This window comes from Dyadobacter frigoris (assembly GCF_005280585.1).
GTDB classification, from domain to species: Bacteria; Bacteroidota; Bacteroidia; order Cytophagales; family Spirosomataceae; genus Dyadobacter; species Dyadobacter frigoris.
Genome location: NZ_SZVO01000005.1, coordinates 347142 through 361208 on the forward strand (window position 1 = coordinate 347142; position 14067 = coordinate 361208).

Annotated in this window: 13 protein-coding genes; 8 read left to right on the top strand and 5 right to left on the bottom strand. The window is 39.4% G+C overall.

The window, feature by feature from the left end; genetic code table 11:
- Nucleotides 1-161: 161 nt before the first annotated feature.
- The 3 genes from FDK13_RS12855 to FDK13_RS12865 all read left to right on the top strand — a co-directional run bounded on the left by FDK13_RS12855 (nt 162) and on the right by FDK13_RS12865 (nt 4526).
- Nucleotides 162-1397 carry a spore maturation protein gene (locus FDK13_RS12855; protein ID WP_137340390.1) on the top strand — a complete coding sequence of 412 codons (1236 nt, stop codon included), beginning with the start codon at nt 162-164 and terminating at the stop codon, nt 1395-1397.
- A 111-nt stretch (nt 1398-1508) separates the two neighbouring features.
- Entirely contained in the window at nt 1509-3005 is a 1497-nt protein-coding gene (locus tag FDK13_RS12860) for a TolC family protein (RefSeq protein ID WP_137340391.1), read from the top strand.
- Nucleotides 3006-3119: 114 nt separating this feature from the next.
- Nucleotides 3120-4526 carry an efflux RND transporter periplasmic adaptor subunit gene (locus tag FDK13_RS12865; protein WP_137340392.1) on the top strand — a complete coding sequence of 469 codons (1407 nt, stop codon included), beginning with the start codon at nt 3120-3122 and terminating at the stop codon, nt 4524-4526.
- Between the two features lie 136 nt (nt 4527-4662).
- On the opposite strand, the gene FDK13_RS12870 is transcribed toward FDK13_RS12865, so the two are convergent.
- Nucleotides 4663-5145, bottom strand: coding sequence for a DUF456 domain-containing protein (locus tag FDK13_RS12870; protein ID WP_137340393.1), 483 nt, complete (start codon nt 5143-5145; stop codon nt 4663-4665).
- 223 nt (nt 5146-5368) lie between these two features.
- Here FDK13_RS12870 and FDK13_RS12875 point away from each other — a divergent pair, with 223 nt between their 5' ends.
- Entirely contained in the window at nt 5369-6586 is a 1218-nt protein-coding gene (locus FDK13_RS12875; protein ID WP_137340394.1) for a saccharopine dehydrogenase family protein, read from the top strand.
- Nucleotides 6587-6737: 151 nt separating this feature from the next.
- On the opposite strand, the gene folB is transcribed toward FDK13_RS12875, so the two are convergent.
- The 3 genes from folB to FDK13_RS12890 all read right to left on the bottom strand — a co-directional run bounded on the left by folB (nt 6738) and on the right by FDK13_RS12890 (nt 9110).
- Nucleotides 6738-7088 carry a dihydroneopterin aldolase gene (gene folB, locus FDK13_RS12880; protein WP_137340395.1) on the bottom strand — a complete coding sequence of 117 codons (351 nt, stop codon included), beginning with the start codon at nt 7086-7088 and terminating at the stop codon, nt 6738-6740.
- 6 nt (nt 7089-7094) lie between these two features.
- Nucleotides 7095-8105, bottom strand: coding sequence for a DivIVA domain-containing protein (locus FDK13_RS12885; RefSeq protein ID WP_137340396.1), 1011 nt, complete (start codon nt 8103-8105; stop codon nt 7095-7097).
- Between the two features lie 102 nt (nt 8106-8207).
- The gene (locus FDK13_RS12890) at nt 8208-9110 is read right to left on the bottom strand and encodes a WD40 repeat domain-containing protein (RefSeq protein ID WP_137340397.1); all 903 of its coding nucleotides are present in this window, start codon (nt 9108-9110) and stop codon (nt 8208-8210) included.
- Nucleotides 9111-9313: 203 nt separating this feature from the next.
- Between FDK13_RS12890 and FDK13_RS12895 the strand changes: the two genes are divergently transcribed.
- Complete coding sequence (locus FDK13_RS12895; RefSeq protein ID WP_137340398.1) at nt 9314-9949, top strand: 4'-phosphopantetheinyl transferase family protein; 636 nt, start codon at nt 9314-9316, stop codon at nt 9947-9949.
- Here FDK13_RS12895 and FDK13_RS12900 read toward each other — a convergent pair.
- Nucleotides 9946-10800, bottom strand: coding sequence for a transglutaminase-like domain-containing protein (locus FDK13_RS12900; RefSeq protein ID WP_137340399.1), 855 nt, complete (start codon nt 10798-10800; stop codon nt 9946-9948). The genes FDK13_RS12895 and FDK13_RS12900 overlap by 4 nt on opposite strands.
- 213 nt (nt 10801-11013) lie before the next feature.
- Between FDK13_RS12900 and galE the strand changes: the two genes are divergently transcribed.
- From galE to rfbA, 3 genes are all read left to right on the top strand, one after another.
- Complete coding sequence (gene galE, locus FDK13_RS12905; RefSeq protein ID WP_137340400.1) at nt 11014-12033, top strand: UDP-glucose 4-epimerase GalE; 1020 nt, start codon at nt 11014-11016, stop codon at nt 12031-12033.
- The gene (gene rfbB / locus FDK13_RS12910; RefSeq protein WP_137340401.1) at nt 12030-13085 is read left to right on the top strand and encodes a dTDP-glucose 4,6-dehydratase; all 1056 of its coding nucleotides are present in this window, start codon (nt 12030-12032) and stop codon (nt 13083-13085) included. Before galE ends, rfbB begins: the two co-directional genes overlap by 4 nt.
- Before the next feature lie 70 nt (nt 13086-13155).
- Nucleotides 13156-14022 carry a glucose-1-phosphate thymidylyltransferase RfbA gene (gene rfbA / locus FDK13_RS12915; protein ID WP_137340402.1) on the top strand — a complete coding sequence of 289 codons (867 nt, stop codon included), beginning with the start codon at nt 13156-13158 and terminating at the stop codon, nt 14020-14022.
- Nucleotides 14023-14067: the final 45 nt, after the last annotated feature.

Below are 14067 nucleotides of genomic sequence, written 5' to 3' on the forward strand. Positions count from 1 at the left end.
TTAATATTCAAATTTCGAATTCATTGATATGAAACTTTTACACTCTTTACATCCCTTTTTTTCTGTATAACGGCAATCTCAGTAATTTACATTATTTTAGACCCTGATTAAATTTCAAGTTAACGTACAACAACCCATTCGACTAATTTTCACTCCAACAAATGGCCCTTAATTATATCTTCATTGGTTTTTTCACAATTGCTTTCGTGGTTGCGTTTATCAAATTCCTTCTGTTTGGTGATACAGAAACTTTAAAGCTGGTTGTGGAGGGTATTTTAAGTTCTTCAAAAGTTGCCGTGATGGATATTGCTTTGCCACTTGCCGGTGTCATGACGTTTTTCCTGGGAATTTTAAATGTAGGAGAAAAAGCCGGAGCCATTAATATTCTGGCCAGAATTATCGGTCCGTTTTTCAGCAAATTATTTCCGGAAATTCCCAAAAATCATCCGGCCAATGGGCAGATGATCATGAATTTTGGTGCCAATATGCTAGGATTAGATAATGCAGCAACACCTTTTGGTTTGAAAGCAATGCAAAGTCTTCAGGATTTAAACCCAAGTAAAGACACTGCTTCCAATGCACAGATCATGTTTCTGGTACTGCACACTTCGGGCCTTCAGATTATCCCATTAAGTATTATTGCACAACGTGCTATTCTGGGAGCCGCTGATCCTTCCGACGTTTTTATCCCCTGCGTGATTGGTACTTATATTACAACTGTAATTGCTCTGATTATTACGGCTGCCTGGCAAAAAATCAATCTTTTTAACAGAACAGTTGTACTTGGTTTGGGAGGCGTCACAGCCGTTCTTGCTTTGTTATTATGGTATTTATCCAGTTTACCAAAAGAACAAATTGAAACGATTTCCATAGTTTTTGGAAATTCAGTACTCCTTTTTATCATTACTTCTTTTCTTCTGGGCGCACTTTACAAAAAAGTAAATGTGTTCGAGGTTTTTATTGACGGAGCAAAAATGGGCTTTGAAACTTCAGTCAAAATAATGCCTTATCTGGTAGGAATGCTGGTCGCTATCAGCGCATTTCGCACGTGTGGTGCTATGGATTATCTAATAAACGGGCTTCGGTATATTGTGATCAGTTCCGGAATTAACAGCGACTTTACGGATGCTTTACCCGTTGCTTTAATGAAGCCTTTAAGCGGTAGCGGAGCACGTGCTTTGATGATTGAAGGCATGACAAAATTCGGTCCTGACTCGTTTGTTGGCAGGTTGGGTTGCATTTTTCAGGGATCTGCTGACACAACACTTTATATAGTAGCACTTTACTTCGGATCCGTCGGGATTAAAAACTCCCGTTATGCTATTGTGGTAGGCCTCATTGCCGATTTAATTGGCGTGATTGCAGGCATTTGGCTCGGATATTTATTTTTCCATTAATTTTATTTATTGTAAAATACCCATTTACCTACTTATGCAACCGTCCGTACTAAATGGATGGTTGTTTTTTGTAGCATCATGTAATATTGAACATCTAACACAGAATAACATATGATTAATTCGTTACCAAAATCCGCATTCCTAGCCTTCATGCTTTGTGGACTTGTCTTATTTCAGTCAGCTTACGGACAAACGAATGTTCCAAAAAAAGCAGATAATACATATTCTCTGGAAGATTGTATCCGTATTGCTTTGGAAACAAATCCACAAGTTAAGCAATCAGAAATCCAGGTTCAGCGCGACAACAACATTCATGATCAATCGCGCTGGCAGCGTTGGCCGAGTTTGAGTTTTAATGCTGTACAGGGTTTCAATTCCGGTCGTAACATTGACCCGTTTACCAACCAGTTTGTTCAGCAAAATATTAGCCAGAACCAGTTTCAGTTAGGTTCCAGTGTAATTTTGTTCAGCGGTTTTCAATTGAAAAACACGGTAAAACGGAATGAGATCAACATTATGGCAAGCCAGAAAGATCTGGACGCTGCCAGAAATGATATTATGCTGAATGTTGCCCTTTCCTACTTACAGGTAATCAGCAACGAAGAATTAATCGGCGTAGCACAACGCCAGGTTGATGCTTCTAATTTGCAGGTTGGGCGCACAGCGAAACTTGTGGAAGCTGGTACACTGGCCGAGAGTAATTTGTTTGACCTAAAAGCACAGCTTGCAAACGACGAACTAACGCTCGTTAACGCACAAAACAATCTGGAAACCGCAAAACTTAGTTTGAAACAATTAATGAACATGCCGGGAAGCGACGAAATCAATTTGATAAAAATTGCGGTTGCAGATCCTAACTTGCGGACTTATGACGCAACAATTCAACAGATTTATGAAACCGCGATGAGTAATCTGCCTCAGATGAAAGCGGCAGAATTACGTACCGAAGCGGCCAAGAAAAACATAGAAATTATCCGCGGTTCTGCAATGCCAACATTGACGCTGAATGGTGGTATCAATACCGCATTTTCGAGTGTTGCTCCCAAAGAAAGATTTATTTCAGATGGCTCTCCAAACCAGTCGCAAATTGTACCTTCAACGAGTGACTATATCCTTCTTAACGATCAGAAATATCCAATTATACAAACAGTTTCAGTACCGGGCGGCGCGTTAAAACATTTTGGCTATCTGGATCAGCTTAATTTCAACAGAAACTCATCAGTCAATTTAAGTTTAAGAATTCCGATTTTTACAAATTTCCAGGTTCGGTACAATTTGGCAAATGCAAAATTGCAACAGTGCACTACCGAATTCCAGGCTCAGCAGGTTCAGCTTACGATACGTAAAAATGTTGAACAAGCTTACATTGATATGAACAATGCAGCCAAACGTTATTCTGCAACTGCAAATCAGGTTAGGGCATTAACGGAAGCTTTCCGCATATCTCAGGTTCGTTTTGACGTAGGAGCTATCAACTCCGTTGAATATAATATTGCAAAAGCCAATCTTGACCGCGCAAACGGTAATCTTATTCAAACAAAATATGATTACGTATTCCGCACAAAAGTCCTTGATTTTTATATGAACAGACCTTTGTCCGATTTTTAATAAAAATTGAAATTTGTCTTTTAAAACAGACAAATCACCATAAAGAAAACATTAATAGCAGCAGGATTTCTGCTGACCCGAAAAATAAAATAACTGTAAACCAAAAAACGAATTATGGCGCGTAAATCTTCAAAACGAATATGGTGGATTGTAGGAGGTATTGTTGTACTTCTTGTCGCCGGATTATTCGGAGCAAAACAGGCCGGATATATCGGACAGCCGAAACCAGCCGAGGTAGAATTCACGAAGGTGAAACGCACCGACATTATTGAACGCGTGAGTGCTTCCGGGAAAGTTCAGCCCGAGGTAGAAGTAAAATTAAGTCCGGACGTATCCGGTGAAATTACCAATCTTTACGTTGCAGAAGGTGATTCGGTTGTAAAAGGCCAGTTATTGTTAAAAATCCGCCCGGATAATTATGAATCATTAATGGCCCGGGCACAGGCTGCGGTTAATTCCAGCAAGGCAAATCATGAACAAACCAAAGCATTGGTTCTACAAGCCGAAGCTAAATTATCTCAATCAAAAACGATCTTTGAACGGAATAAAAAACTATATAATGACAAAGTAATTTCTGCATCCGATTTTGAGCAGTTCGCCTCTAATTATGACATAGCAAAACAAGATCTTGAATCGTCAAAAGCAAATGTTTCCGCAGCTCTCTTTAATATCAAAAGTGCAGAGGCAAGTCTTCGCGATGCAGCTGAAAACTTACGTAAAACAACAATTTTCGCACCGGTAAGCGGGATTATTTCTTTGCTAAATGTAGAAGTGGGAGAACGTGTTGTTGGAACTTCACAAATGGCAGGAACTGAAATGATGCGGATTGCCAATTTGAGTAATATGGAAGTGCGTGTTAATGTTAACGAAAATGATATTGTCCGCGTTACTTTGGGTGATACTGCTGAAATTGACGTGGATGCTTACAGCGCATCAGGACGTAAATTCAAAGGTATTGTTAAAGAAATTGCGAATACTGCCGCTGGCCTTGCCTCATCGACCGCAACAGCCGCAGCGAGCATATCCACAGATGCCGTAACTGAATTTGAAGTTAAAGTTAAAATCCTGAATACTTCATTCAGCGACCTGATGGCGACGCGTAACAAAAGATCTTATCCATTTAAGCCGGGTATGACGGCCTCAGTAGAAATCATCACAAACAGAAAAGATAAAGTTATCTCCGTCCCGATTGCGTCTGTAACTACAAGAAATAATACGCCGGCCGTCGATGACAAAGATAAAAAGCCTGATGAAGCTGCACCGGAAAAACCAAAAGGACAAAAAGAAGAGGCTGTTAAAGAGGTTGTTTTTATTGCGGTAAAAGGAAAAGCCGAAATGCGTGAAGTAAAAACCGGGATCAGTGATTTTGAAAATATCGAGGTTTTATCGGGATTAAAAGAAGGCGATGAAATTATCTCCGGACCATATATCGTTGTGTCCAAAACACTAAAAACAGGAGACTTAGTAGAGAAAAAGAAAGAAGAAGTGAAAAAAGATGAAAAAAAATCAAATGAAAACTAGAACGTGTGCGTTACAAATATGTAATAAGTTCGATTTAGTTTAGGTTAAAAAGAAATCCTTGCGGCTTTGCTGCAAGGATTTTTTATTTAATCTTTGATTATCAACTACAAACGTGTTGTTTTGACACAAGGAACGATTATATATTTTTCCAAAGTTCTGCAACTGCAAAACCAATCATGACCAGACAAAGAAAAACCTGAATAATAATCCCCGTCAGAAAACCGACAAATGAACCCAAAGCTGATTTCAAAGCCGCTTTTATTTTCGCCCCACCTATTAACTCTCCAAGCAAGGCACCAAGAAATGTTCCAATGAAAATACCGATAGCCGGAATAAAAAGAAAACCGGCAAGCAAACCAAGCGTCGCACCAATGGCTCCATAACGAGTTCCCCCAAATTTTTTAGTTCCCCACACAGGAATATAATAATCCAGCACAGCGATAACTATGGTAATAAAACCCAGCGTGTAAAGTGTAGTTTGACTAAATTCTGCGAATTTACTGATATGTAATAAAAGAAGTCCGGCAAAACTTAAAGCCGGTCCTGGAAGAGGCAAAATTGCTCCGGCAAGTCCTGCGAACAAACACGCTATGCCGGCAACAAGCAGCAAAATATCCATGACTCGAATGTTAAATTAACGCTGAATTAACAAAAAAACATTTGGCCGTCCTATCTTTGCAATTGAAAAGGCGATTAAACCAGAAGCAAGCTTTCAGCAAACTTTTTGAAACGAATCGTCAGCAATTTGTGAACAAGTGATCTCTGGCATTCATTTTTATTAGTGAAGCCGGGAAACGAATCGCTCATTCAATCATTCACGCAATTATTCATTAAAAAAACAAATGTCCAAAGTTCTTATTATTGGTGCCGGCGGCGTCGGAAGTGTGGTGGCGCATAAATGTGCACTGAACAGCCATGTATTTACGAGCATTATGCTTGCAAGTCGTACAAAAGCAAAATGCGATAAAATTGCAGGCGAAATTAAAGAAATGCATGGAGTTGACATCGAAACAGCTCAGGTTGACGCTGATATCGTTGCCGAAACTGTGATGCTGATCAAACGCTTCCAGCCAAAATTGCTAATCAACGTTGCACTTCCTTACCAGGATTTAACAATCATGGAAGCTTGTCTTGCAACGGGTGTTCATTATCTGGATACAGCAAATTATGAACCAAAAGATGTCGCCAAATTTGAATATAGCTGGCAATGGGCTTATCAGCAACGTTTTAAAGAAGCTGGTTTAATGGCTTTGTTAGGATGTGGTTTTGACCCGGGCGTTACCCAGGTTTTCACTTCTTACGCCAACAAACATTATTTCGACGAAATGCATTATCTGGACATCATCGACTGTAATGCCGGTGACCACGGAAAAGCATTTGCAACGAATTTCAATCCTGAAATCAATATTCGTGAAATTACGCAGCCTGGCCGTTACTGGGAAAATGGAGAATGGATTGAAATAGAAGCCATGTCCATTCACAAACCAATCGAATATCCTGGAATCGGACCAAAAGAAAGTTATGTTCTTTACCATGAAGAACTTGAATCATTGGTAAAAAACTTCCCGACTTTGAAACGCGCCCGTTTCTGGATGACATTCGGACAGGCTTATATTACACACTTAAATGTGTTGGAAAACGTAGGGATGACGAGTATTCACCCTATTAAATTTAAGGGTATGGATATCATTCCTCTTGAATTTTTGAAAGCTGTTCTTCCGGCCCCTGATTCTTTGGGAGAAAATTATTCCGGACAAACTTCCATCGGATGCCAGATCAAGGGAACAAAAGATGGCGAAGAAACTACTTATTACGTATGGAATAACTGTGACCACGCCGAATGTTACAAAGAAGTTCACGCACAAGCAGTAAGTTATACAACCGGAGTTCCGGCTATGATCGGCGCAATGCTTATGCTGACAAATGAGGAATGGATGAAACCAGGTGTTTGGAACTGCGAAGAGCTAAACCCGGATCCATTTATGGCACATTTGAATACACAAGGTTTGCCATGGAACGAAAGGATCAACATCCCACTTCCACACGAATATCCTGCTTGATAAAATATAATTTGAAAAGCAAAGTCTTCTAAAACCAAAAAAGCCAACCCTAAAAAGTTGGCTTTTCTATTTTATAAAACGCTTTTATTCTCAATCAATTCTTAATTCCAAGTCATTATCCCTTAACAATTAATCATTAACAATTAAAAAGTTATCCTTCCATCATAATCGTCGCCCTCGTACAAACTCCACCAATCGGCGGATTAAATTTTGAAACCCGGACTGTAACTTTTTGTACATCCGGATAATGCTCTCTTACGCTGGCGATAACTTTGAAACCGATATGCTCCAACAGTTTCGCCGGTTCCTGCATCACTTTTGCAGCAATCTGGTACAGCGTTTCATAGTTGACTGTCGCGCTTAGCTTATCTTTGACGGCCGCTTCAATGAAATCAGTATTGATTGTGATGTCCAGAGCGTACTTGTTACCAATTCTTTGTTCTTCCGGGTAGTAGCCGTGATAGGCAAAAAACTCCAGGCCTTCTAATGCGATAGTACCCAATGTAAATTATATTTGGTCAAAGAATGATCCGCCTGTACTTTTTGGCAAAACCGGTTCCTGAGATTTTTCTCTAAATGTATTTACAGGTTCGCGTTGTACCGTCTCACGTTGCGCAGCTTCACGTGTCTCACGGGATTTTCGCAATTCTGCCAATGCCTCCGTAGCTGCATCTGCCGCACTTAAATCTTCTTCTTTTACAGTTGGTACTGAAATTTCTTCTATCTCTTCAATAACCGCCTCAACCTCCTCCTGTTCTAAAACCGTTTTAGGCTCCTCTTCAATAATTTCCTCTTCTACCAAAAATGGTTCGTCTGCTTCCTCTGGTGTTGGAACAATTTCAAATGCCACTTCCGGCGTTTCATCATTCAGAACAACGGCAGCTTCTGCAGCCTCAGGTTCCAATTTTTCAACCTCAATGGGGAGAGCAACCTTTTTAGGAATCTCAATTTCAGCAACATGCTGTTTGATTTCCTCCATCCTGTTCAGGACAGATTCCTTATCATATTTGTTCTCAAATCTTTCAACCGTTTCAATCGTATTATTAGCCAAAGAAGAAAGCTGTACAACAAGATTATCTCTGAAATTTTCAATTGCACGGAAATCGCGCTCCTGATTTTTAATCTCAACCGCAAAATCTTCCTTGAATTTTTTAAGACGATCTTCCGTTTCAAAAATAATCTGGTTCGTTCTCTTTTCTGCCTCCTCAATCAGGTTATTAGCCTGTTCTTTGGATTCGCCAATTCGTTTATCGGCAGACTCAATCGCCTCTTTTTCAATTTGTTTACTCACATCTTCCGCAGATTTTAGTGTACGGAAAAGTGTAGATTCTATATCTTTTAACTTACTAAGTTCTTTTTCTGCATAATCCAACTGCATTTTTAACATGCTGTTTTCACTCGTAAAGCGCTCCCATTCCTGCGACAAAGAGTTAAGAAATGCATCAACTTCGTCGGGGTTGTAACCTCTGAAAATCTTTTCAAACGTATGTTTACGTATGTCTATTGCTGAAATTTTCATGATGGATATATGCTTTTAAATTTAATTCGTAACGGTCGTCTAAGATAAAGACATATGACCAACATTTCAAAGTATTTGACTGAATTACACTTTTAAACCATATTAAATGGCTACTTCCCAAACCGAAATCATGCGGTCATCGCTGCATGATACTAACTGATTTTCAAAGTTTGTCCAGAGTAATTTGTTCACCGAAGTGGCATGTCCAGCCAGACGTGAACGGTCAATTATTTTTTTCAGCCTGAATGTTTCCGCATCCCATAACTTAATGGATTTGTCCATACTGCATGTTGCAAAATGTTTGCCATCCGGACTAAAAGTAACGTGATTAACCGCGTACATATGCGCAGCAACATCTTTTACAGCCTCATATTGGTTATGAACATCCCATATTTTGATGTGCGCATCCCGGCCAGTTGAAAAAAGAAAATTCCCATCCGGAGAATATTGAACGGAAAAAACCGAATTAGTGTGTGCAGAAATTGTTTTTTTTAATTTGAATCCGTCAAAATCAAAAATGTGAACATTCCAGTCACTGTCTCCAACAGCAAATTCTCCGGTAACCGGATTTACAGAAATCGACCTTACACTATTATTAGCAACTTTAATATGTTTTTGTACAGAAAGCGAGGGCACATCCATCACAGCAATTACACCATCACCCAAGGCAAGCAACGCTTTATTTTGCCAGATTTTAATATCAAAAATCGCCGAAGCCGTGACTTTTGACGCATATTCAATTTTATTGTTAACGGTATCAAGCACTTGAATTCCTTCAAAATTTTGCCCGATCCACAGAAAATCATTTGTTACATCCAAACAAAGCGAATAGACCGAAACACCTGCTTTTGCAACCAGTTTTCCCATATCCGGTTTTTTCAAATCCCAGTGTATCACAAAACCATCACCCCCGGCAGAATAAAAGCCATGACCGGTGTTGTCAGAAATAATTGTGTAAACGCTGTCGCGATGACCGGAAAAAGTGTCTACTTTGCGAATTATCATTGTATGAAGCTTTTGGCAGTTGGCCATTAGCATTAATAGTAGTAAAACAGTAACCTGCTTTTGTAAATTTATATAAAAATTAAGACGTCTTTTGTAAAACTTAAACAGTTATAAACAAACTGCCTTTACAATATAATAACCGATTGAGCCGCACTAAAAGCTAAACGCTAACGGCTAACCGCTCGATTTAAAACAGAAATAATATGCCGCTCGTTCATTCCGAAAAGATTGAGGAGACTAGTACCTTACTACTCTGGAAGTTGACAGAAACTGAATCTGAATTGCACGAAAGCCTGGGCTCCTCGTATAATCTGGATGATCTGGAAACGATATCGCATCCGCAAAAAAAACGCGAATGGCTGGCCAGCCGGATACTGATTAAAATTCTGGTAGAACAATTTGGTTTCAATTACGAAGGAACCCATAAAGACGAACATGGAAAAGCATTTCTTGTCAACAACGCCTCACATATTTCTATCACCCATACCTTTGATTATGTTGCCGCAGTGATCAACGCCTCCGCTCCAGTCGGGATTGATATGGAAAAAACAGACCTGAAACTTCAAAGAACTTCGGGCAAATTCCTTTCTGCTCCTGAATTTGAACATGCCAATAATCATCTGGAAGTCCTTTGCATGTATTGGTGTGCGAAAGAAGCGATCTACAAGTTGTATGGAAAAAAGAAAATCAGCTTTAAAAATTCAATTTATATCAAACCGTTTGATAAGTCACAAGTGATTGTGGATGGAATTTTATCTGATGATGACGAAGATCTCAAAGTCAATTCAAACATCCACATCCGCTGGTTTGACGATTACTGTCTGGCAGTTTCGGTTTAAATACTGTCGTCTCCGAAACTTTCCAAAGTTGATTTCAAAATATTTTCAATTTCCTTGATCTTTTCCTGTTCTCCTGTTTTTTCGTATGATAAAATCAGGTTACGTAATACCCGCTGAATAATCTCAAGATTAGTACAGGGGTTGTAAAAAATCTCCTTTGGCTTAATGTTCAGCTGTGCTATGTAATGGTCAATATCGGTTTTTGAAAAGATAATACCGCGATTGAAAACATTAATATAAAACTGCGTATTATGGCTTTTGTAAGTCAACACAAACAAATTTGGAAGATTGACTCCATAAACCGGCAAACCAAGTTTACGTGCAATCAGCAAATAAATCACACACAAAGTAATAGGATTTCCACGGCGGTTTTCCAGCACCACATTGATCATTGAATTCGACGGCGAATGAAAACTTTTTGTATTCGCCGCGAAATTCATGGTACCAAAAAATATACTATTAATGCGCTTGATCTGATCGATCGGATTCATTTCTTCCTGAAACTGTATCCAGATATCATAGTAAAGCTGTTCAACAATCGTTTTAAGATTGTCGAGCGAAAGCTCAGGATAATGGTAGGTCGACAAAATCCACATACCTTCCATTAAATCCAGACCGCCGCCATTTTTCCACGACTGCAATCTTTCATTCATGATACTTAGCTGAAGCTCATGAATCAGTTCTTCTATTTTACGCTGAAGATTCGGATTGAAGCTTTCTTCCCATTCTGTTTCCAGAAACGGAATCACATTTCCACCTAATGATAAGATCTTCCCCTCAACGTGCTGTGTTACTTCATGATCTTCGTCATCAAGTAAAGATATCAGCGCCTTTATTTCTCTCTTGTTCATTTTCTGTCGAATCTGCTTTTAACAACCAACGGATAAATAAAAACATTTTTTTTTTATGGACGTCAAATTTTCTACTTTTGCCCGGAAAAAAATTGTATTTTGAAGAGTTGTTTCACACACTATATCGCTTCAAAATTCAGTTTTGGAAGTTCAAAATGAAACTTTTAGATATAATTTTCATACTTACCACAAATTTCTTTTAAGATCATTCCTATGAAAATTCTTGTTACCGGCGGAGCGGGCTTTATTGGTTCACATACCGTTGTTGAACTGCATGAAGCCGGTTTTGAGCCTGTTATTCTTGACAATCTTTACAATTCAAATCGCGAAGTACTCAACGGAATTAAAGGCATTACGGGCAAAGATTTCCCCTTTTATGAAATTGACTGTAATGATATAGAAAAAGTAAGAGCTGTTTTTGAAAAAGAAAAATTTGACGGTGTAATTCATTTCGCAGCCTACAAGGCAGTCGGAGAATCAGTTGAAAAACCGTTAAATTATTATGAAAATAATATTATTTCCTTGCTTGTCTTATTAAAGGTAATGAAGGAATACAACGTTGACAAATTTGTTTTCTCCTCTTCCTGTACCGTTTACGGTCAGCCTGATGCTCTGCCTGTTACAGAAAGCACGCCTCGTAAACCTGCAAATTCTCCATATGGCAATACCAAGGCAATAGCTGAGGATATTATCCGCGACCACGTTCATTCTGCGCCGGGAATTAAAGCGATTTCATTACGCTATTTCAACCCGATCGGAGCACATAAAACTTCTTTGATTGGCGAATTACCAAACGGAGTTCCAAGTAACCTGGTACCTTTCATTACACAAACAGCCGCCGGACTTCGCAAGTCATTAACGGTTTTCGGCAGTGATTATGATACAGCGGACGGGACTTGTGTCCGTGATTTTATTCACGTGGTGGATTTGGCAAAAGCGCATTTAAAAGCACTTCAGCTACTTGACGCACAGACTGAGAAAAATTACTATGACGTTTTCAATGTAGGAACCGGACAAGGTTACACCGTTTTGGAACTTATCAACACATTTGAAAAAGTAAGCGGTGAAAAGCTTAATTATTCCATCGGGCCACGCAGAGAAGGTGATGTGGAAAAAATTTATGCTCAATCAGACAAAGTAAATTCCGTCATGAAATGGACTGCTGAAAAAACGATGGCAGATGCGCTTCTTGATGCATGGAATTGGCAACTAAAAATAACTCCAAAAAAATGAAAAAGATATTAATCACCGGTGGTGCCGGTTTCATAGGTTCACACGTCGTTCGCCGTTTTGTATTACACCATCCTGAATATCATATTTACAATCTGGATGCCCTGACTTATGCAGGAAATCTGGAAAATCTTCGTGATATCGAAAATGCTTCAAATTACACTTTTGTAAAAGGTGATATCGTTGATGCGGAATTTATTGACAAATTAATTTCTGGAACGGATTTTCACGGGATTATTCACCTGGCAGCAGAAAGTCACGTTGACCGTTCAATCTCTGATCCCATGTCTTTTGTGATGACCAATGTGGTTGGAACGGTTAATCTATTGAATGCTGCTAAAAAAGCCTGGAAAGAAAACCTGGCCGATCACAGATTTTATCACGTTTCTACGGATGAAGTTTATGGTGAATTGCATGATCCGGGAACTTTCTTTACTGAAACAACCAGTTACGATCCTCGCTCTCCATATTCTGCTTCAAAAGCTTCTTCGGATCATTTTGTAAGAGCATACCAGAATACTTATAATCTTCCGGTTGTTATTTCAAACTGTTCAAATAACTATGGCCCAAATCATTTCCCGGAAAAACTGATTCCGCTGATGATCCATAACATTATCCAAAACAAACCGCTTCCAGTTTATGGAAAGGGTGAAAATGTTCGTGACTGGCTTTTTGTAGAAGATCACGCAATTGCGATCGATACCATTTTCCACAAAGGGAAAAATGGCGAAACTTATAACATTGGCGGACATAACGAGTGGAAAAACCTTGACCTGGTTCTTCTACTATGCCGTGTAATGGACAAAAAACTGGGACGTGAAGAAGGCGAAACTGAAAAATTAATCACCTACGTTACCGACCGCGCCGGCCATGATCTTCGTTATGCTATCGACGCTACGAAACTTTCCGAAGAACTTGGATGGAAACCTTCATTGCAGTTTGAGGAAGGCCTGGAAAGAACTGTAACCTGGTATCTTGATAATCAGGAATGGTTAAACAATGTTACCTCAGGAGAATACCAAAAATATTACGACGGAATGTACTCCACCAGATAGTTCGTATGTTTGTCGATTGTCTGTTGACAATTGGCAGAACAACAACTATACAACCATTGAAAAAAGTAAAATGAAAGGAATTATTTTAGCTGGTGGATCCGGTACAAGACTTCATCCACTTACGTTGGCGGTGAGTAAACAGCTTATGCCTGTTTATGACAAACCGATGATTTATTATCCGTTATCGATTTTAATGCTGGCGGGAATCAAAGAAATCCTTATCATTTCCACACCCCATGATTTGCCTCATTTTGAGAAATTGTTGGGTGATGGCAGTCGTCTGGGATGTTCGATTTCTTATGCCGTACAGCCAAGCCCGGATGGACTTGCGCAGGCATTTATTATTGGCGAAGAATTTATCGGAAAAGAAAAAGTAGCACTTATTCTGGGCGATAACATTTTCTACGGATCAGGACTTTCGCAATTATTACAATCCAATAATGATCCTGAAGGCGGCGTTATTTTCGCTTATCAGGTTCAGGATCCTGAGCGTTACGGTGTTGTTGAATTCGATAAAGATTTCAATGCCTTATCAATTGAAGAAAAACCGGAGAAGCCTAAGTCAAATTATGCAGTTCCAGGTTTGTATTTTTATGATAACCAGGTTGTTGAAATTGCAAAAAGCATCCCTCCTTCCCCACGCGGAGAATTGGAAATTACGGATGTGAACCGTGTTTACCTTGAAAAAAACCAGTTGAAAGTAGGTGTTCTGAACAGAGGAACGGCCTGGCTTGATACCGGTACCTTCCAGTCATTAATGCAGGCCGGACAATTTGTTCAGGTTATTGAAGAACGTCAGGGGTTGAAAGTGGGATGTATTGAAGAAATCGCCTATCGTATGGGCTTTATCACGGCTGAACAATTGCGCGAAATTGCCAAACCATTGGTAAAAAGCGGTTACGGCAAATATTTATTGGGCCTTGTGGCCAATGTTTAATTATTGAAAAGAGCAGTTGTTAGCGGATTGTCAAGAATAAATAAT